The organism is Psychrobacter sp. NC44 (assembly GCF_904846655.1).
Classification (GTDB): Bacteria; Pseudomonadota; Gammaproteobacteria; order Pseudomonadales; family Moraxellaceae; genus Psychrobacter.
The window spans coordinates 73707-93564 of sequence record NZ_CAJHBN010000014.1 but is presented as its reverse complement, the minus strand read 5'-3'; the positions used below and the strand labels follow the sequence as shown (position 1 = coordinate 93564).

The window sequence follows — 19858 nt, the reverse complement described above, 5'->3', positions numbered from 1 at the left end:
ATCCACACAAGTTGTTCTTTAGTTATGCTTTTAAATAGTGCTCAATCACTGTCGTCCAGTAACTGATATATAGGGTATCTCTCTTGCTGTTTAGTCTCAATCCCTTTCAGGTCAAGCTATCTAGCGAGCCGACTATCTTATCATAATGATTTGAATTGTCAAGCTTTTTTATGTTTTGTCTTAGCTTGGTAATCTAAGTAATAAGTTGGTTAACTTACTGCTTAGCTTCCTTTGCTGTGGGGCGTATTATATAGATTCTGACAGGGGTGTCAACCGCTTTATCAGAGGTTTTTGGGTTTATTTGATGAGACTTTTAATAATACATAGTTTTCAATGGGTTAAGATTGACATTCATTTAATTCTTTTAAATTAGACGGTAAATAATGACTCAGCTTTAAACAGTATCTATCGATATTCATTAATTGTCATCTATAGAGTTGCCATTAAGAACTTACTTTAAGCTAAAACTTTGAAGCTCTATACTGACTTTTTGACATATTTATCTGCTTATTGATAATTGCCTTCGCTGTGTCCTTTAACTATGATTTACACTTCTTGATATTCGCATAGATAGCATCTATATATAGAGGCCGACCTAATCCCTTACTATCTAGTGTTGATACACAGTTTTTGCTATAATAGCTGACTTTATAATATTGCTTAATGGCATTTCTTATTAGCCTTGATTGTTCAACGGTTGATTGTTTGAAATTTTGCCTTTAAGTGATATCTATCTCTTATAACATATCATAGCAGTTGGATATAATTGACGCAGTCTTGCGGTTATATGATTGATGGTTGCAATCATCACTGCCAACGGACGCAAAAAGGTGAATAGATTATGGTAGCGATTACTTTACCCGATGGTAGCGTAAAAAACTTCGAAGGTAGCACCACCGTCATGGAAGTGGCACAAAGCATTGGTGCAGGATTGGCTAAAGCAACGGTCGCCGGGCGTGTAGATGGTCATCTAGTTGATGCGCACGACCCTATTGCTCATGATGCTAATGTTGAAATCGTGACACCAAAAGATGATGACGGTGTCGATATCATTCGCCATTCTTGTGCTCACCTATTAGGTCATGCCGTTAAGCAGTTATATCCTGATGTAAAAATGGTGATTGGTCCCGTTATCGATGATGGTTTTTATTATGACATTTATAGCGAAACGCCGTTTACACCAGAGCATATGGCAGCCATTGAAAAACGCATGATGGAGCTGATTAAGCAAGATTATGACGTTATCAAAAAAATAACGCCACGCGATGAAGTCATTAAAATCTTTGAAGAACGTGGTGAAGACTATAAGCTTAAGCTGATTAACGATATGCCAGGCGAAGAAGCCTTTGGTCTCTATCATCATCAAGAGTATGTGGATATGTGCCGTGGTCCGCACGTGCCAAACACCAGATTTTTAAAAGTATTCAAACTGACCAAAATGTCTGGTGCATATTGGCGCGGTGATGCCAAGAACGAGCAACTGCAACGTATCTATGGTACAGCATGGGCGGATAAGAAAGACCTAAGAGCCTATATTCAGCGTATCGAAGAAGCAGAAAAACGTGATCACCGTAAAATCGGTAAGGCACTGAACTTGTTTCACATGCAAGAGCAAGCACCAGGTATGGTGTTTTGGCATGCAAACGGTTGGACTATTTACCAAGTGCTTGAGCAATATATGCGTAAAGTACAAAACGATAATGGCTACGAAGAGATTAAAACACCGCAAATCGTAGATCGTAGTTTATGGGAGCGTTCTGGTCATTGGGGTAACTATGCGACTAACATGTTCACGACTGCCAGCGAAAATCGTGATTATGCGGTAAAACCAATGAACTGCCCGTGCCACGTGCAAGTCTTTAACCAAGGTCTAAAATCTTACCGTGACTTACCATTACGTATGGCAGAGTTTGGCTCATGCCATCGAAACGAGCCATCAGGTTCGCTACATGGTTTGATGCGTGTACGCGGTTTTACCCAAGATGATGCACATATCTTCTGTACACAGTCGCAAATCCAGCAAGAAGTCGCTGACTTTATTAAACTAACCCTTGCCGTCTATGAAGACTTTGGTTTTGACAATATCATTATGAAACTCTCGACTCGCCCTGAAAAACGGGTTGGTAGTGATGAGTCTTGGGATTTTGCAGAGAAAGCTTTGGCCGATGCATTAGATAGCTCAGGATTAGATTGGGCTTATCTGCCCGGTGAAGGTGCATTCTATGGTCCGAAGATTGAATTTAGTTTGAAAGATTCTTTAGGTCGCGTCTGGCAGTGCGGTACGATTCAGGTTGACCCAAACATGCCTGAGCGCCTTGATGCCGAATTCGTCAATGAGCAAAACGAGCGCGAAGTACCTATTATGTTGCACCGTGCCATCTTAGGTTCATTCGAGCGCTTCATTGGTATTTTGATTGAAAACTATGCTGGTTGGATGCCCGTTTGGCTAGCGCCGCAACAAGTGGTGGTGATGAATATCACTGATAAACAGGCAGATGCTTGTGAAAATGTGGTCAGCGAACTCAAAAATTCAGGTTTGCGAGCTATTAGTGACTTGCGTAACGAAAAGATTGGATTTAAGATACGAGAGAAAACATTAGAACGCGTTCCCTATATGCTAGTATTAGGGGATAAAGAAGTCGAATCGGGCAGTGTCAATGTCCGTACTCGTGAAGGTGAAAACCTTGGCGTGATGAGTGTTCCAGAATTTATTACATTAGTACAGACCGCTGTCAGCGACAAAGGCCGACAGACCCCAAAAACAGATGAGGAGTAATACCTATTAAACAGTCAAACCGTTTGAACATCAACGAAGATATCACAGCCAAAGAAGTCCGTCTCGTTAAAGAAGACGGCGAACAGATGGGCGTGGTCGATATCGAAACCGCGATGAAAGCGGCACGTGAGGACAGTCTAGATTTGGTCGAATTGGTTCCTGAAGCCAAACCGCCAGTATGCAAAATCATGGATTATAAGCATTTCCTCTATGATCAAAAGCAAAAAGCGAAAGAAGCTAAAAAGAACCAAAAGCAAACTCAGCTAAAAGAGATGAAGCTGCGTCCTAGTACTGAAGAAGCTGATTATCAGGTTAAACTGAAAAAAATCGTCAGCTTTTTGGAAGACCAAGACAAAGTTAAAATCAGTATTCGCTTTCGTGGCCGTGAAATGGCGCACCAAGAGATTGGTCGCAAGCAGCTAGATCGTATTATCGAAGATACTGCTGAGATTGCTAACGTTGAGCAATATCCTAAGATGGAAGGTCGTCAGATGGGTATGCTGCTTGGGCCAACTAAGAAAAAGTAATCTGTTTATTAGATGGCTGTTAGTCAATATAGATATGTATAACCTTAACCATCAATATACTGCGGGATATTGATGGTTTTTTATTGTGTGCATAGATACATATCTCTTTTAAATATGTTTAGTCAGATATAATTGGCTGACTCTATTTTACAAAACCTACCTTCTCAACCATTTGATTACGCGGTAATCTAAAGGTCTGTTTTATATTTGCTAATCAGCATTTATTAAAAATTTCTAGTAAGTGTATAAAAATAACGTATATCACGACCATCAGAGTCGTTGACAAAAACACTACTTTTATCCAATATTGAAGGAAATTTCATGCAAGAATTGACCCCACCAGAAAACGCAACGACGCCAAGTATTTCTCTAACCGCGCCTGAACCTGTGAGAGAAATACAAAAAAGCGAAGCAGATCAGATGGTCAAATTGGATGACAGCCAAATCCCAGAACTTGATGCCAAGGTCGATGCCTTTGTTGATCATGTGATTAATAATTCTGTGCACAGTGCTGAGTTTCAGCAAAATGTGCAATCGATTCATAATCTCGGCACCAAAGAGATTCGTGAATCAGCCCAAGTGTCTAATCGTATGCTTGATTTACCCGCCAAAAGCCTCAATGACAGCTTGTTTGATAATTCCCCTATCGCCAAGTCATTGACTGAGTTGCGCGGCATCGTCGAAGATTTAGATCCCAGTAAAAAAGAGCTGACCAGCTCGCGTAAGTTATTCGGTCTCATCCCATTTGGCAATAAAGTACAGGATTACTTCCGTCAATATGAATCGGCACAATCACATATCAACGCCGTAGTAACCAGTCTATATAATGGTAAGGATGAGCTGCTCAAAGACAATGCGATGATTGAGCAAGAAAAAGTCAATATGTGGGAGCTGATGCAATCCATACGCCAATACGTTTATGTCGGCAAAAAGATTGATGAGCAGTTAGAACAGAAGGTTTATGCGATAGAAGCGACCGATCCCGAAAAAGCACGCATTATTAAAGAAGAGATGTTGTTTTATGTGCGTCAAAAAAACACCGACTTTTTAACTCAGTTAGCCGTGAACGTGCAAGGCTATTTAGCGCTCGATACCATTCGCCGCAATAACTTAGAATTGATAAAAGGCGTTGATCGAGCCACCACAACCACCGTATCTGCACTACGTACAGCGGTCGTGGTTGCACAAGCGATGACCAATCAAAAACTGGTGCTTGATCAAATTACTGCTTTAAATAAAACCACCAGTAGCTTAATTGAATCGACCTCAGCGATGCTAAAACGTCAGTCAGGTGAAATCCATGAGCATGCGACCAGTAGCAGCATTGAGCTTGATAAATTGCAAAACGCTTTCAATAACGTCTATGATACGATGGATATGATTAGCAATTATAAAATTGAAGCGCTAGAGAACATGAAACAGACGGTCAATACTTTGACTACTGAAGTTGATAAGGCTCAGAAATACTTGGATAAGTCTAATCAAACAACAGTATTAGAAGTGTCGAAAGAGATAGACAGTAAAAAGATAACCAATAGATCAAGTACAGTCGATATCGACATTTGATTTGTTTTAATAGTTGTTGCCTATTAAAGGTGGCCACTTCCTGCTACCAAATACACTTAAGACAATTGACGCAAGATATTGCAACGTCGTTCGTGTTAAGATAGCCATTATTAATAATTTTAAAAATAGATACGGTAATTTATGAGTTGGAACGATCCAAACGCCTCAAGTGAGGCAAAAAGATATGACAATCCTATCCCTAGTCGCGAACTGATACTCAGTACGATTAATGAGCATGGTGAAGTCACGCATCAACAATTGGCAAAAGCCTTTAATATTGATGACCCAGACCAGTTTGACGCTTTAGGCAATCGCCTAAAAGCGATGGCACGTGATGGACAAGTAAACCGCGACGGTCGTCCTTATCGCTATCGCACGGTGACCAAGCAAGATGTCGTCAGAGGTACAGTGTCTGCACATCCTAAAGGCTTTGGCTTTGTATTATTAAGCGATATGCCAGATTTGTTTTTACATGAAAAGCAAATGCGCTGGGTTTTCAACGGTGACACTGTAGATGCAGTCGGTACATCGACAGACAATCGCGGGCGCACAGAAGGACGTATCGTCGATGTCGTTGAACGTCGTCAAAATAACTTCATTGGTACATTAGCGCGTGATGAAGACGGCTACTGTGTCGAGCTTGGTAGTCCAAATAATCACCAGCCGATTACCGTTACTGAAGAAAATGTACAAGCGATGAATGCCAAGCAAGGCTCTCCTGTTAAGGTTGATGTTATTGATTGGCCAAATCAGCATGAATTTGCGACGGGTAAAATCACTGAAGTACTGTCTGATGACAATGATCGCGAACTGATTATTGAGACCACCTTACTTAATTATGATATCCCATCAGATTTTAGCGAAGCAGCACTGAAGCAAGCCAACGATTATCAAGAGCCGACTGAAAAAGATTTAAAAGGTCGTACAGATTTGCGTGATTTGCCGCTGGTGACTATCGATGGTGAAGATGCACGTGATTTTGATGATGCCGTATTTGCTGAAAAACGCTCTGGTGGCAACTATCGTGTCTTAGTTGCGATTGCTGATGTCAGTTATTACGTCACACCAAACTCGCCACTTGATAAAGATGCCTACGAGCGCGGTACGTCCGTATACTTTCCACATCGCGTGATTCCAATGTTGCCAGAAGTACTCTCTAATGGTCTGTGCTCACTAAATCCTGACCGTGATCGTCTTTGTATGGTCGCTGATATCAAAATATCGCGGGCAGGCAAAGTGACCGGTTATGAGTTCTATCCTGCTGTCATGCACTCACAAGCACGCTTAACGTATAATCAAGTGAATGCTTATCTTGAGAATCCAGAAGATAAGAGCGTACCTACCTCACTCACGGGTAATAAAGACGTCAAAAAATCTGTCGATACCTTACATCAATTGTATGAGCTACTGCTTAAAAAGCGTGAAGAGCGTCATGCAATGGAGTTTGAAACAGTTGAGACCTACATTAAGTTCAATGAGAAAGGTGGTATCGAGGCGATCCTACCGCGTACTCGCGGTGATGCTCAAAAACTCATTGAAGAATGTATGCTACTGGCCAATACTTGTGCAGCGAACTTTGCACTCAAGCATGAGCTTCCTGTCTTATATCGTAACCATGACAAACCTGATGGCGAAAAATCAATGCGTATTCACGAATACGCAAAGAACTTTGGTTTAAGCTTCCCAGAAGAAAATCCAACGCAAGCCGATTATCAGCGTATTATTGAAGCCACCAAAGACAGACCCGATGCGATTAGTATCCACAGCATGCTGTTGCGCTCAATGATGCAAGCGAACTATGCACCTGACAATATCGGTCACTTTGGGCTAGCTTATGACGAATATAGCCACTTCACCTCGCCGATTCGTCGTTACCCTGATTTGATGCTGCATCGTGCCATCAAAGCAAAAGTGACCAATACTCAGCAGCCAGTGATGGACTTTTCTCTTGAAGCGGCTGGCACGCAAACCTCAGATACTGAGCGCCGTGCCGAAAAAGCCTCGCGCTATGTAGAGTCTTGGCTCAAGTGCCACTATATGAAAGATCATGTTGGTGAAGAGTTCGAAGGTGTGGTTACTACAGTCACAAGCTTCGGTTTGTTTGTCACCTTGACTGACCTATATATCGATGGTTTGGTTCACATCTCTAATGTCGGTGATGACTTCTTTGTTTACGATGAACAGCAACAACAGCTAATCGGTAAAGACAAAGGGACATTATTCGGACTGGGTGATCGCGTTAAAGTGAAAGTTGCTGGCGTCAATATGGATCTGCTACAAATTGACTTTGATTTAAAAGCCAAATTGCAATCTAGTGAAATGAATCAAACGAAGAGCGCGCCTTCTAAGAAAGGCACTGAGAAGAAAAGTACTGATAGAAGAAGTCCCGCTAAAAAGACTGGCAACCGTAGTAAAGGCGCAAGTAAGAAAAGCTAGTGTTAGTAAACACTTCAAATAATAAAAAGGCCAACGTCATCGTTGGCCTTTTTTGTGCGTGGTATTTTATAACGACTACTTAAGTCATTATTGTGCATTACTCATCTGGTCTAGACGTTTATTGTCTGCTTCCTGAGCCTGATCTATTTTCGCGGTAGCATTATCGAGAATGGCTTTAGGCTGTTTGCCAAGTGGCTGGCTTGCGACATCTGCTGAGCCACTTTCTACATCATCCGTATTTGGTAACGCTGTATCGGGAGATTGCTCAGATCCTGCGTCACTTATGACTATCTCTCTATTTTTATCACGTTGATTGCCATTAATGAGGTTGAAACCTAGTAACGCAACTATGCCCACTAGGGCGAATATAATCAAGTGTTTCATTTGCATAAAAAATGTCTCGTATTTGAATGATAATCAGATATACGTTTCGTTGCATTTTTTATGCCTAGTTTTTGGCAGGTTTTTGCAAATTATTCTTGCGGGCTATTATTATTCAGTAAATCAGTCTCGTCAGAGCTTTCTGCAATTTCCTGTTCAACTTTTTCCATGAGTTTGTCGTCAGGACGCGCGTTAAGCACCTCATCAGCATTGCGACCTTGTAAAATCAATTTGGCACGAGCCTTTGCTTGTTTTTTGTCCTTATCATCAACGCTATTATCTTCATTCTGGTTTTTATCAGGCACTTTGGGCGTGATTGGCGTAATTGTCATGTCTGACTTAGCACTATCAGTGTTAGCGTTAGCGTTAGCCTGCATATTCTCAAATGCTTTTTCTAAGTTACTATTAAAACGCAAACGATAAATCGGTTCAGGCAAGCTGAAGCCTTCATTTTCTAACGCATGCTTGGTCTCACGAATGGCAATACTGCGTGCTTTTGAGAAGTCTGTATCTGATTGGTCCACCCAAATTTGAAATTCTAAAATGATATTAGAGTCGCCAACATTGGTAATGACAGCCACTGCTTTTGGTTCATCTAAAACGAATGCTAATCTATGTATCGCATCCAGTCCGACCTTGATAGCCGCTAATGGATCATCATTGGCATCAACGCCTAACTCAAAGGTAAATCGACGTTCTGGATTTTTGGTGTAGTTTAAAATCGTTGCTTTAAATACTTCAGCATTGGGAATGCGCAACTGGTTGCCATCTAAAGTCATCAGAATAGTCGCACGTGAGGTTAGCCGTACTACGATCCCCTCTTGATTATTAATCAAAATATGATCACGTGCGCGAAATGGTTGGCGAATACTGAGCATGAGCGAGGCAATGTAATTCTCAATAGTGTCTTTGACCGCAAAACCAACGGCGATACCGATAACGCCTGCACCGCCAAGCAAAGTACCTAAGATGGTTTCGGCGCCTATCAAACTCAGCGCAAGAATCAAACCGAAAATAATAAAAATGACTTTAACGGTTTGTGACAGCAATTCGGCGACAAATGGATTGGGCGTGAGCCGCTGCCACATTTTTTTGCGATTAGACAGCCAACTACCAAACCATGTCACCAATGCAAATAGGACAATGCCGACCAATAGGAGTGGCAAGGCTTTGACTAGATTTTTGGCTTGGGCTTTAAGACCTTGATAAACGGTAGTGACATTGTCTTGAACATCAAGGGTACGATCAATCCGATCTTCGACAGTGACCACATCTGTCAGGCGGTTGGTCAAATTAATGGCTTGTTGCGCTTTTTTCTCGTTCGGCGTCTCTCCGGTTAAGGTGACAACACCTTGCGTAACGCTGACATTGATAGCCTGCAGACCTTCTATTTCAGAAAAAATACCCTGAATACGTTGACGGATGTCATTGTCTTTTTGCGGAGTAGGAGTGGTTTCGATTTGCGCATTATTGGTGCTCTCACCACTGATTATGGGCGGTGGTGCTGGTTCAGGTATGACCACTGGAGATGCTGAAGCTTCCTCTTCTGAGGTCGCATCAAGTAAAGGTTTATCAGCTGCCGGGTTTTCTGCTGTATCTATCCCCAATGCAGAGGTGATACCAGTCACCTCTTCACCAGCCGCATACACTGGAAAGGTAAAAAGGATGCTTAGTAACAACAGCATTTGACCCCACGCTTTTATAAAATCGCGCATCGTTGAACGGTCAAAGTCAGTGTTCATAAGCATCCTTTGCTTTTTATAGATTTTCGTACTCATCTTTCTTTACTGAATTTTCAATAATCATTAACTGTCTAAATAAACTTGTGCCTCGCCCAAGTTTAACGTGCCTTCATAGATTGCGCGACCAGTAATGATACCTTCAATACAATCGCCATAAGGTTTCAGCAGTTCGATATCTTTCATATTGGTCACGCCGCCTGAGGCAATCACAGGCAAGCCGCCTTCACGTGCTAAATTGACAGTTTGTTCAACGTTGACGCCTTGCATCATGCCATCGCGGTTGATATCGGTGTAGACAATCGACGATACGCCGACATCAGCAAAGCGCTTCGCAAGCTCAGTCGCCTTAGTATCGGTCACATTTGCCCAACCATGAGTGGCAACCATGCCATCTTTTGCATCGATACCTACAATGATATGACCCGGAAATTCGCGGCAAGCTTCTGCGACAAACTCCGGATCTTCGACCGCTTTTGTACCAATGATGATATAAGTCAAACCAGCCGTAATATATTGCTCAATGGTGTTCATGTTGCGCACACCGCCGCCCAACTGAATAGGCAGATTCGGATACGCTTTGGTAATGTCATTCACCACTTGTCTATGAACGGGTACGCCGTCAAATGCCCCATTCAAATCAACCAAATGCAGTCGACGTGCACCTTCCTCTACCCAGCGTGCCGCCATGGCCACTGGATCATTAGAAAAAATCGTATCATCCTCCATACGGCCTTGTTTTAAGCGGACACATTTACCATCTTTTAAATCAATAGCTGGGATAATGACAGGCACAGCACACATATAGCATTCCTTATAAAGCACAACAATAAATATATTTAGAAAAGTAAATTTAAAAATCAGAGTGTATTGAACGTTCAACACCCTCTAAACACGCATAAAAACATCAGTCAAAAGTGACTTAATATATAGACAAACCAAAAGCTATCCATGATAGACCCGAAATCCACTTCGATAGATAGCAATGACCATAAAAAAATGGTCAATCATAACCATAAGTTTTAATACATTGAATCACTGGCAACATTAGATAAATTCAATTACTGACTGGCAATTTTAGGTCAATTTAGCGTATAATCCTAGGTAAATTTTTATTTGTTTCTATGTGATAGTAACCATGCGCTGCGCTTTTTATTGGGTCATTTATGGCTTAGTGTTGCATAGCGGTCAGGATGAGTCGAGCAGCAGCTAAGTGCATCTTTTTGATGTTGGCTGACATATTGCTAAGAAGGGTTATATTAGAAATTTCAACTGGTGGCCTCTAAACAGTCTACTCTACAGCACTAAACTCTAATGACGCCTCTTTCTTTTTTATAGTCTCTATCGTCTCTCTATCACTAGCTAACTATTTTAGAACAGTCATTACTAGCTGTATAGCCGCTTATTGATGTGAGTGAAATCTACTTAATAATGGCTTCGCTAATTTGTCTGTCAACCAGTTTATCATCTATTTCGATAGATCATCTTTTGGCTGCATTCTTATCTAATTGCGTATCTATTAACAAGATACCAAACCGATAAGGATGGCCAATTGCGCTGGTGTTACAAGCTTTAATTTTCAATGAAACGTATGATAGAGCTATTGTCTACACAATCATTTTCGCTAAAGGCTTGAACGATTGCGTTTGATTTGATGGTTTTAACATACACCTTGGTAGCCAGTCGCCACTTTGGTCATTCGAATAAGACATTAACGTGTTGTTAAGGAGTCTAAGGTCAGCGTTAATACTCTTACTAGTAGTTATGATCATGCGTTATTTTTAGAGATCCTTTGTCACTATCCTACTATAGGAAGAGAGACGTGGGGGCTTTATTGAATGACGCAGATGTTCATGCTACCGATATACCAAACAGGACGTCTGGTATCGTTTTAGACTATGGACTAAGTTTTCGCTTATGATTACCATCAAAAAAGGTTTGGATTTGCCCATCACCGGTGAATCATCCCGCGAGATATCTGAGCACCAACCGACACATGTCGCCGTTATTGGCTATGATTATGTGGGCATGAAGCCCACGATGAATGTCAAAGAAGGTGATATCGTAGCAAAGGGTCAGCCCGTTTTTGAAGACAAAAAACGAGTTGGCGTTATCTATACTGCCCCTGCTGCTGGTAAAGTCGTCGCGATTAAACGCGGTGAACGTCGTGTGTTTGAGAGCCTTGTGATTGCGGTCGACCCAAACGGTGAAGAAGTAGACTTCGAGCGCTATGACTCCCAGCAACTTGCTGACCTAGACGCTGAAGTTGTTGAAACCCAACTGCTTGCCTCTGGCGAATGGACCGCGTTTCGCACGCGCCCTTATAGCCGTGCGCCAGAAATCGGTGCCCGTCCTCATGCTATTTTTGTCACCGCTATGGATACCAATCCATTAGCATTTGACCCAATGCTGCTGATTAGCGATCAGTTGCAAGCGTTCAATGACGGACTTGCTGTCTTATCGACACTCAGCCCCAAGACCTTTGTTTGCCATCATGGTGATGCCCAGTTGACGCCAGTTGCCAAAACCGCAGCTAATAATGTCACTGAGTATCATAGCTTCGCTGGTAAACATCCCGCTGGTCTTGCCGGCACGCACATTCACTTTTTACATCCAATCATGCGCGGTACAAGCGTCTGGACGATTGGTTACCAAGACGTGATTGCGATTGGCAAGCTATTTACTACAGGTCGCTTATATACGCGCCGTATCATTAGTTTGGCGGGTCCTGCGGTCACCAAGCCACGTTTGGTCGCTACTGAGCGCGGTGCTGATATCGCTGCTCTTACCAAAGGACAGCTGGCGGCTGGCGAGAACCGTATTATTTCTGGTTCGGTGTTGTCAGGTCGCAAAGTATTTGGCAATACGGCTTATCTTGGTCGCTTTCATAATCAAATCAGTGTGCTGCCTGAAGGGCGTGAACGTCCAGCGTTCCATTTCCTAAGTGTCGGCACCAACCGCTTCTCTAAGCTGCCTATTTATATTTCTAAGTTTTTTGGTAATAAGAAATATAACTTTACGACCACGAGTAATGGTTCACCGCGAGCGATGGTACCTATCGGGGTTTATGAAGAGGTCATGCCGCAAGATTATCTGCCTACACAGTTACTACGTGCATTAATTGTCGAAGACATGATTAGCGCCGTAGATTTGGGCGTGCTCGAATTGGACGAAGAAGATTTAGCATTATGCACCTTCGTATCTCCTGGCAAATATGAATTCGGTGATATTTTGCGTGATAACTTGACACGCATTGAGCTGGAGGGCTAACCACGATGAAATTTTTACACAATATGTTCGATCGTATGGAGCCGTCTTTCACCAAGGGTGGCAAACACGAAAAATACTATGCTATCTTTGAGATGTTTGATACGTTTTTGCGTCAACCAAGCTCAACCACATACTCAGCATCACACGTACGCGACGGTATCGACCTAAAGCGTATTATGATTACCGTATGGTTATGTACTTTCCCAGCCATGTTTTGGGGTATGTACAATATCGGTCATCAAGCACTAACGGCGATTGCAACCCTTGGTTTACAGCCTGAAGGCTGGCGTACCGTTATCACCAGTATGGCAGGCTATAACCCAGACAGTATCTGGGCAAGCTTCGTCTACGGTGCTATGCAATTTTTACCGATTTATATCGTCACCTTTGCAGTCGGTATTCTCTGTGAGATTATCTTTGCCGTAGTACGCGGCCATGAAGTCAACGAAGGTTTCTTTGTGACCTCAGTGCTGTTTGCGCTTTGTTTACCACCAGATATTCCTTTATGGCAAGTTGCCCTCGGTATTATCTTTGGTGTGGTAGTCGCAAAAGAAGTGTTCGGTGGTACGGGTAAAAACTTCCTGAACCCTGCCCTATCAGGTCGCGCATTCTTATACTTTGCGTATCCAGCCTATATGTCTGGTGACTCAGTATGGACCGCCGTTGATGGTTTCTCTGGTGCAACACCACTTGGCCTTGCGGCACTTGGCGTGGTCCCACAAGACTTCGTCGACGTCTACGGTAATGCAATCACTTGGGGTGATGCGTTCTTAGGTAATATGCAAGGCAGTATCGGTGAAGTATCAACACTGGCTATCCTAATGGGTGCCGTCGTTCTACTTTGGACGCGTATTGCTTCATGGCGTATTATGGCAGGTTGTGTGGTAGGTCTGATTGCTACTTCTCTTGTCTTTAATATGATTGGTTCTGAAGACAATATGATGATGAACCTGCCGTTTTATTGGCACTTAGTTATCGGTGGCTTCGCCTTTGGTGCCGTATTTATGGCAACCGATCCTGTATCAGCTGCGCATACCAATAAAGGCCGCTGGGCTTATGGTATCTTGATTGGTTTTATGACGGTATTGATTCGCGTCGTGAACCCAGCTTTCCCAGAAGGCATCATGCTGGCTATTTTATTCGCCAACTTATTTGCTCCATTGTTTGATTACTTTGTGACCCAAGCAAACATCAAACGCCAAACAGCTCGGAGGGTTCGTTATGTCCAAGCCCAAAAGTAATAATGCGAAAACCATCAGTGTGGCATTGACGCTATGCTTGGTGTGTTCCGTCTTAGTTTCAGCAGTAGCGGTTGGTCTAAAACCTGCTCAAATTGAAAACGCACGCTTAGACCGTAACAAAAATATCTTGGTCGCCGCTGGCATGTACGATGCCGAGTCTGATACAGCAGATGATGTTGCTGAACGTTTTAAAGATTTCGATGTCGAAATTATTGACTTAAGTAAAGGCAGCTACGTTGATGACGAAGCGCTAAAAGCCGCTGGCATCCCTGATCGTAATGCTTATGATGCAAGCCAAGCGACTAAGAATAAAGCACTGAGTGAAGATTTAGGCAATAATGACCCTGCTGGTATTGGTCGCAAGCCTAAATATGCCAAAGTCTATGTTAAAAAAGATGACGCAGGCAAACCTGAAATGGTTGTTTTGCCGATTCAAGGCTATGGACTATGGGGCACTATCTATGGTTTCTTAACCCTTGAAAGCGATATGAATACCATCAAAGGTATCAGCTTTTATGAGCATAAAGAAACCCCAGGTCTGGGTGCTCGTATCGAAGAGCCAGAGTGGCGTGCGAAGTGGAGCGGTATCCACTCATATGACGAAAACGGTAATGTTGCCACTGGTGTGACCAAAGCGGGTACACCAAAAGAGAACTGGGTCGATGGTATCAGTGGTGCAACCTTGACCGGTCGCGGTGTCAGTAACATGATTCAGTTTTGGTTGGGTGAGCAAGGTTATAAGCCTTATTTAGATACGCTACGTAAAGAGAGTGGTCAAGCGATTGATAATGCGGCAGATACACAAGCTACGCAATCAACGCTGAGCGCTCAACCTGAAACCGAACTGGCAGCCAAACGACCAGTAGCAAACGGCAAGGAGGCATAACATGGCTGACACTAAAAGTATTTTAACCTCGCCTATTTTTGATAATAACCCCATTGCCCTACAGATCCTTGGTATCTGTTCGGCACTGGCTGTCACCACAAGCATGGCTAATGCCATGGTAATGTGTGTGGCGTTGACCTTAGTCACGGCGTTTTCAAGCTTCTTTATCTCGATCATTCGTAAGCAAATCCCTTCAAGCATTCGTATTATCGTCCAGATGACCATTATTGCTTCCTTGGTTATCTTGGTCGATCAGGTGCTAAAAGCCGTTGCTTATGATGTGAGTAAAGGCCTGTCGGTCTTCGTTGGTTTGATTATCACCAACTGTATCGTGATGGGTCGTGCCGAAGCATTTGCCATGAGCAATCCACCAGTGCCAAGCTTTTTAGATGGTATTGGTAATGGTCTTGGCTATTCTGCGGTTTTGCTGTTTGTCGCGACTATCCGTGAGCTACTTGGCTCAGGTACGTGGTTTGGTATCACCATCCTACAGCCTGTCACTGATGGCGGTTGGTATATTCCAAACGGTCTATTACTGTTGCCACCGTCAGCATTCTTTATTATTGGTTTGTTCATTGCCATTATCCGTATCTGGAAACCTGAGCAGGTTGAAGACGCTGAATTTGTAATGAAGCCGCAGTCTAAAGGCATGGCACATGGAGGCGGTCACTAATGGGACATTATGTTAGTTTATTTATAACCTCAGTCTTTATTGAGAATATGGCGCTGGCCTATTTCTTAGGTATGTGTACTTTCTTGGCAGTATCAAAGAAGGTTTCAACCGCTATTGGTCTGGGTGTTGCCGTGGTCGTCGTGATGGCGATTACCGTACCGCTAAACAACTTACTCTTTCAGTTCATTCTAAAAGATGGTGCGCTGGCATGGGCAGGTTTCCCTGATATCGACTTAAGCTTTTTGGGCTTGCTCAGTTATATCGGCTTGATTGCTGCGACCGTACAGATTCTAGAGATGTTCCTCGATAAGTTCGTCCCTAGTCTGTATAACGCCCTTGGGGTGTTTTTGCCACTTATCACTGTAAACTGTGCCATCTTAGGTGGTGTACTGTTTATGGTTGAGCGTGACTATAATTTCGGCGAATCTGTCGTGTATGGTGTGGGCGCAGGCTTCGGTTGGGCATTGGCGATTACCGCATTGGCCGGTATCCGTGAAAAGTTAAAATACTCAGACATTCCAGCACCGCTGCGTGGTCTTGGTATTACTTTTATCACAGTTGGTCTGATGTCACTTGGCTTTATGTCTTTCGGCGGTATGTCAATTTAGACCGCTAAGCTTAACAGCCTATTTAGCGATTTGACCTATTTAATTCATTTATTCGGTAGGGGTTCAGGAAACACGCAATGACGTCTTTTCGCACCCCTACTCCATAGATTAAGGATACCTACCATGGATTACGCTACGGCGATTGGTGGCGTTGCTATGTTTACCTTGATCATCATGGGCCTCGTTGCCATTATTTTGGCGGCGCGCTCAAGACTGGTCAGTTCAGGCGATGTTACCATCCATATCAATGATAATCCCGATAATGACGTCGTGACCCCAGCAGGCGGTAAATTACTACAAACCCTTGCAAGCGAAGGTATTTTCTTATCTTCAGCCTGTGGTGGCGGTGGTACTTGTGCGCAGTGTCGTTGCCGCGTTATTGAAGGGGGCGGCTCTATCTTGCCCACCGAAGAAGGCTATTTTACTCAAGGCGAAATTCGCAATCACATGCGTTTGGCTTGTCAGGTAGCCGTTAAGCAAGACATGAAAATTGAGATTGACCCTGAGTTTTTTGATGTACAAAAGTGGGAATGTGAAGTTCTCTCTAATGACAACGTTGCGACTTTTATTAAAGAGCTGGTCCTTAAAATTCCAGATGGCGAAGAAGTGAACTTCCGTGCTGGTGGTTATGTACAGTTAGAGGCGCCACCGCATGAAGTTCATTATAAAGACTTTATCATTGACGAAGAATACCGTGAAGATTGGGAAAAATTTGGTATTTTCAACTATGTCTCAAAAGTTGATGAGCCAGTTATTCGTGCTTACTCGATGGCCAACTACCCTGAAGAAAAAGGCCTTATTAAGTTTAATATTCGTATCGCTAGTCCACCGCCACGCGGTCCTGATGGTATTCCACCAGGCAAAATGTCATCATGGGTATTTAGCCTAGTACCTGGCGATAAAGTAACGGTTTCGGGTCCTTATGGTGAATTCTTTGCCAAAGAGACTGACGCTGAAATGATTTTCGTTGGTGGTGGTGCTGGTATGGCACCGATGCGCTCGCACATCTTCGATCAGCTTAAACGCTTACATACTAAGCGTAAAATCAGCTTTTGGTATGGTGCACGCTCTATTCGTGAGATGTTCTATGTTGAAGATTATGATCAACTAGCAGAAGAGTTTGATAACTTTGAGTGGCATGTGGCTTTGTCTGATCCATTACCAGAAGACAATTGGGAAGGTCCAACCGGCTTTATCCATAATGTACTACTTGAAAACTATCTGAAAAACCATCCAAACCCAGAAGACTGTGAATACTACATGTGTGGGCCACCGATGATGAATGCAGCGGTCATCGACATGCTACACAGCTTGGGTGTGGAAGATGAAAACATCATGCTTGATGACTTCGGCGGTTAAGTGAGTAACTAAGCAAGTGGCTACGTAAAAAAGTATTCTAAAGTAATAAATAAAAAAGAGTCTCAATTGAGGCTCTTTTTTTGGCGCTGACTAAATGCAACTCTTGCATAATAAGCCTACAAATCTAAATGGCAGACCGCCTGCCCTCTACTATATGATTAATTGTTTATTGCCTTAAGAAAGGATTCTTATGAAAACCAACATTAAAGATTTGACCATTTGGATTACTGGTGCTTCTAGTGGTATCGGTGCAGCATTAGCCATCGCCTTTGCCAAACGTGGTGCCACCATTATTTTAAGTGGGCGTGATGAGGCAAAATTAGTAGCAGTCAAAAACCGCTGTAAAAACAGCAAAGACCATTTCATCATCCCTTTTGATATCACCGATGCCAAACAAGCAAAAGACGCGTATAAGACAGCTAAAGCTCAAGCTGGAAAAATTGATTGGCTTATTAATAATGCTGGCATCAGTCAACGCTCGCTTATTATGGAAACCACTGAAGAAGTTGAGCGCCAAATTATGGAGATAGATTATTTTGCGCAGACACGTCTGACCAGACTAGTACTGCCAGATATGATCGCGCAAGGTGGCGGCAAAATTGTCATGGTATCGAGCGTGGCTGGTTTATTAGGCACACAATATCGCGGCGCTTATGGAGCAGCCAAAGCCGCACTTCATATGTGGGCAAACAGTCTGCGTGCAGAACTGTACGAGCAAGGCATAGAGGTGGCGACGATATTCCCAGGATTTATTCAAACCAGTATTTCTATTAACGCCTTGACTGGTGATGGTAGCGCGCAAGGAACGATGGACGAGGCAACCAATAAAGGATTAACCACAGCTACCTTTGCTAAACAGGTCATAAAAGCTCTGATTAAGGGTGAAGAATACATCATCGTGGCAGGTAATAAAGAAAAGCTGGCGACCACGGTCAACCGCCTATCGCCACCAAAACTATATAAGCTCATCCGTGAATCAAAAGTAAAATAAATCTAGTCGTTTAAGCCACTAGGTCTTAAGTCGATGATTGGCGTTATGGGTGACAAGGGGTGTAAAATGGGCAACGCTAATAGAACGTGCCACTCACCCTTTTGCCATAAAAGCTATTGTGATTAATATGAGAAAACCAATAATGCAAAAATTATCCCCACTCTCATTGTCTAGAAAATCGATGAAAACCACCTTATTGCCCGTTATGGCTATCAGTGCTGTATTCAGTCTTAGCGCTTGCCAGCAAACGCCAGATTATGACTATCTCAGCGGTGAGACCATGGGAACGAGCTACCATATCAGTTATCAGCTACCTGCGGATGCAGATGAAGCGGCCATCCAAGCGTCGATTGATAAGCGCTTGCAGCAAATCAATGACAGTATGTCTACCTATCAAGCAGACTCTACTATCTCTAAGTTCAACCAATTAGGTAAAGACATCCCCCTCACTATCGATGCAGATTTTGCTCACGTGCTTGATGTGTCACGAATCGTCTATCAGCAATCTGGTGGCGCCTTTGATCCTACCGTCATGCCATTGGTAGAGACTTGGGGCTTTGGTAGCACCATGACCGTTGAGCGCTTGCAAAGTCCACCGACAGCACTTGAGATTGCTCAAGCAAAAGCCTTGGTCGATTTTGAGAGCATCATACAAAAAGAGCAGAGCATTTATAAAACCAAAGACGGTGTCGGGCTTGATTTCTCAGCAGTTGCTAAAGGTTATGGCGTCGATGTGATTGCCGATGTGCTCAGAGATGACTATCAAATTCGCAACTACATGGTAGAGATAGGGGGTGAAATTGCAACCTCTGGGGTCAATAACCAACAGCAGCCGTGGCAAATTGCGATTGATGCGCCTATTGAGGACAGTACGGTCAGCGAGCGTCAGACAATATCAGCGATTCGTCAACCAATCAATACCGATAATCAGATGTATTTGGCAACTTCTGGCAACTATCGTAATTCCGTCATATTCGACGGTCAGCGATACAGTCATACGATTGATCCAACCACTGGCAAGCCTATCGCGGGCGGCGCACCATCGGTAACCGTTGCAGCAGACTCAGTCGCACTGGCAGATGCTTGGGCAACCGCCCTAACTGCGATGCCTTATGAAAAAGCCCTTGCAACAGCCAAAGCACAAGATATAGCCGCCTTGTTTGTTGTCTTAGCTGATGAGGCAAAGACGACGGGTTCTGATAAGAATACTGACCAGTGGCAAGTGGTACAAACACCAGCGATGCAAGCATTACGTGCTGACAAACAGCCTTAGAGCTTGTTGGCAATAGAACTTAGTCGCAATACTGTAAACGGCTCGATAACCATCAACGAGCCATACAAAAATTTGCTATACTGGTTTTGCTATACTATTAAGGTACTACCCTAGTAGATAGCCACACTATTT

15 protein-coding genes are annotated in these 19858 nt (G+C 43.3%); 12 read left to right on the top strand and 3 right to left on the bottom strand.

The genetic code is table 11. The features are described from left to right. The first annotated feature begins 841 nt into the window (after positions 1-841). The 4 genes from thrS to rnr all read left to right on the top strand — a co-directional run bounded on the left by thrS (position 842) and on the right by rnr (position 7305). On the top strand, positions 842-2776 hold the full coding sequence (gene thrS, locus JMX95_RS10850; protein ID WP_109592177.1) for a threonine--tRNA ligase: 1935 nt from the start codon (positions 842-844) through the stop codon (positions 2774-2776). Between the two features lie 23 nt (positions 2777-2799). Beyond that, complete coding sequence (gene infC, locus JMX95_RS10845; protein WP_045447656.1) at positions 2800-3303, top strand: translation initiation factor IF-3; 504 nt, start codon at positions 2800-2802, stop codon at positions 3301-3303. Positions 3304-3624: 321 nt separating this feature from the next. Then, the gene (locus tag JMX95_RS10840; RefSeq protein WP_109592179.1) at positions 3625-4869 is read left to right on the top strand and encodes a toxic anion resistance protein; all 1245 of its coding nucleotides are present in this window, start codon (positions 3625-3627) and stop codon (positions 4867-4869) included. A 141-nt stretch (positions 4870-5010) separates the two neighbouring features. Then, positions 5011-7305 (top strand): ribonuclease R, encoded by a 2295-nt coding sequence (rnr, locus tag JMX95_RS10835; RefSeq protein WP_109592181.1) that lies wholly within the window; start codon positions 5011-5013, stop codon positions 7303-7305. An 87-nt stretch (positions 7306-7392) separates the two neighbouring features. Here the strand turns inward: rnr and JMX95_RS10830 are convergent, their stop codons facing one another. The 3 genes from JMX95_RS10830 to hisA all read right to left on the bottom strand — a co-directional run bounded on the left by JMX95_RS10830 (position 7393) and on the right by hisA (position 10229). Continuing rightward, on the bottom strand, positions 7393-7695 hold the full coding sequence (locus tag JMX95_RS10830; RefSeq protein ID WP_109592183.1) for a hypothetical protein: 303 nt from the start codon (positions 7693-7695) through the stop codon (positions 7393-7395). Between the two features lie 83 nt (positions 7696-7778). Next, positions 7779-9428: a mechanosensitive ion channel family protein gene (locus tag JMX95_RS10825; RefSeq protein WP_201560794.1), complete on the bottom strand. Its 1650-nt coding sequence runs from the start codon at positions 9426-9428 to the stop codon at positions 7779-7781. Between the two features lie 63 nt (positions 9429-9491). Beyond that, positions 9492-10229: a 1-(5-phosphoribosyl)-5-[(5-phosphoribosylamino)methylideneamino]imidazole-4-carboxamide isomerase gene (gene hisA, locus JMX95_RS10820; protein ID WP_109592187.1), complete on the bottom strand. Its 738-nt coding sequence runs from the start codon at positions 10227-10229 to the stop codon at positions 9492-9494. A 1113-nt stretch (positions 10230-11342) separates the two neighbouring features. On the opposite strand from hisA, the gene JMX95_RS10815 reads away from it, so the two are divergent. The 8 genes from JMX95_RS10815 (at position 11343) to JMX95_RS10780 (ending at position 19726) form a co-directional block, all read left to right on the top strand. Next, the gene (locus JMX95_RS10815; protein WP_109592189.1) at positions 11343-12695 is read left to right on the top strand and encodes a Na(+)-translocating NADH-quinone reductase subunit A; all 1353 of its coding nucleotides are present in this window, start codon (positions 11343-11345) and stop codon (positions 12693-12695) included. Positions 12696-12700: 5 nt separating this feature from the next. Continuing rightward, the gene (locus JMX95_RS10810; protein ID WP_055125672.1) at positions 12701-13936 is read left to right on the top strand and encodes an NADH:ubiquinone reductase (Na(+)-transporting) subunit B; all 1236 of its coding nucleotides are present in this window, start codon (positions 12701-12703) and stop codon (positions 13934-13936) included. Continuing rightward, positions 13917-14822, top strand: a complete 906-nt coding sequence (locus JMX95_RS10805) for a Na(+)-translocating NADH-quinone reductase subunit C (protein ID WP_045453837.1) — start codon at positions 13917-13919, stop codon at positions 14820-14822. Before JMX95_RS10810 ends, JMX95_RS10805 begins: the two co-directional genes overlap by 20 nt. Before the next feature lies 1 nt (position 14823). Continuing rightward, positions 14824-15495 carry an NADH:ubiquinone reductase (Na(+)-transporting) subunit D gene (locus JMX95_RS10800; protein WP_055125671.1) on the top strand — a complete coding sequence of 224 codons (672 nt, stop codon included), beginning with the start codon at positions 14824-14826 and terminating at the stop codon, positions 15493-15495. Beyond that, complete coding sequence (gene nqrE / locus JMX95_RS10795) at positions 15495-16103, top strand: NADH:ubiquinone reductase (Na(+)-transporting) subunit E (protein WP_011281361.1); 609 nt, start codon at positions 15495-15497, stop codon at positions 16101-16103. The genes JMX95_RS10800 and nqrE overlap by 1 nt, the downstream gene beginning before the upstream one ends. Before the next feature lie 123 nt (positions 16104-16226). Further along, complete coding sequence (nqrF, locus tag JMX95_RS10790) at positions 16227-17462, top strand: NADH:ubiquinone reductase (Na(+)-transporting) subunit F (RefSeq protein WP_045447641.1); 1236 nt, start codon at positions 16227-16229, stop codon at positions 17460-17462. Positions 17463-17652: 190 nt separating this feature from the next. Beyond that, positions 17653-18453 carry an SDR family NAD(P)-dependent oxidoreductase gene (locus tag JMX95_RS10785; protein ID WP_109592191.1) on the top strand — a complete coding sequence of 267 codons (801 nt, stop codon included), beginning with the start codon at positions 17653-17655 and terminating at the stop codon, positions 18451-18453. Positions 18454-18595: 142 nt separating this feature from the next. Next, complete coding sequence (locus JMX95_RS10780; protein WP_227676050.1) at positions 18596-19726, top strand: FAD:protein FMN transferase; 1131 nt, start codon at positions 18596-18598, stop codon at positions 19724-19726. The last annotated feature ends 132 nt before the right edge of the window (positions 19727-19858 follow it).

Excerpts from the sequence above, each read along its gene's own strand:
- JMX95_RS10785 (WP_109592191.1), top strand. The coding sequence starts at position 17,653 with ATGAAAACCAACATTAAAGATTTGACCATTTGGATTACTGGTGCTTCT.
- JMX95_RS10830 (WP_109592183.1), bottom strand. The coding sequence starts at position 7,695 with ATGCAAATGAAACACTTGATTATATTCGCCCTAGTGGGCATAGTTGCG.
- JMX95_RS10840 (WP_109592179.1), top strand. The coding sequence starts at position 3,625 with ATGCAAGAATTGACCCCACCAGAAAACGCAACGACGCCAAGTATTTCT.
- JMX95_RS10800 (WP_055125671.1), top strand. The coding sequence starts at position 14,824 with ATGGCTGACACTAAAAGTATTTTAACCTCGCCTATTTTTGATAATAAC.
- JMX95_RS10805 (WP_045453837.1), top strand. The coding sequence starts at position 13,917 with ATGTCCAAGCCCAAAAGTAATAATGCGAAAACCATCAGTGTGGCATTG.
- JMX95_RS10825 (WP_201560794.1), bottom strand. The coding sequence starts at position 9,428 with ATGAACACTGACTTTGACCGTTCAACGATGCGCGATTTTATAAAAGCG.
- JMX95_RS10780 (WP_227676050.1), top strand. The coding sequence starts at position 18,596 with ATGCAAAAATTATCCCCACTCTCATTGTCTAGAAAATCGATGAAAACC.
- JMX95_RS10815 (WP_109592189.1), top strand. The coding sequence starts at position 11,343 with ATGATTACCATCAAAAAAGGTTTGGATTTGCCCATCACCGGTGAATCA.
- rnr (WP_109592181.1), top strand. The coding sequence starts at position 5,011 with ATGAGTTGGAACGATCCAAACGCCTCAAGTGAGGCAAAAAGATATGAC.
- thrS (WP_109592177.1), top strand. The coding sequence starts at position 842 with ATGGTAGCGATTACTTTACCCGATGGTAGCGTAAAAAACTTCGAAGGT.
- nqrE (WP_011281361.1), top strand. The coding sequence starts at position 15,495 with ATGGGACATTATGTTAGTTTATTTATAACCTCAGTCTTTATTGAGAAT.
- JMX95_RS10810 (WP_055125672.1), top strand. The coding sequence starts at position 12,701 with ATGAAATTTTTACACAATATGTTCGATCGTATGGAGCCGTCTTTCACC.
- hisA (WP_109592187.1), bottom strand. The coding sequence starts at position 10,229 with ATGTGTGCTGTGCCTGTCATTATCCCAGCTATTGATTTAAAAGATGGT.
- nqrF (WP_045447641.1), top strand. The coding sequence starts at position 16,227 with ATGGATTACGCTACGGCGATTGGTGGCGTTGCTATGTTTACCTTGATC.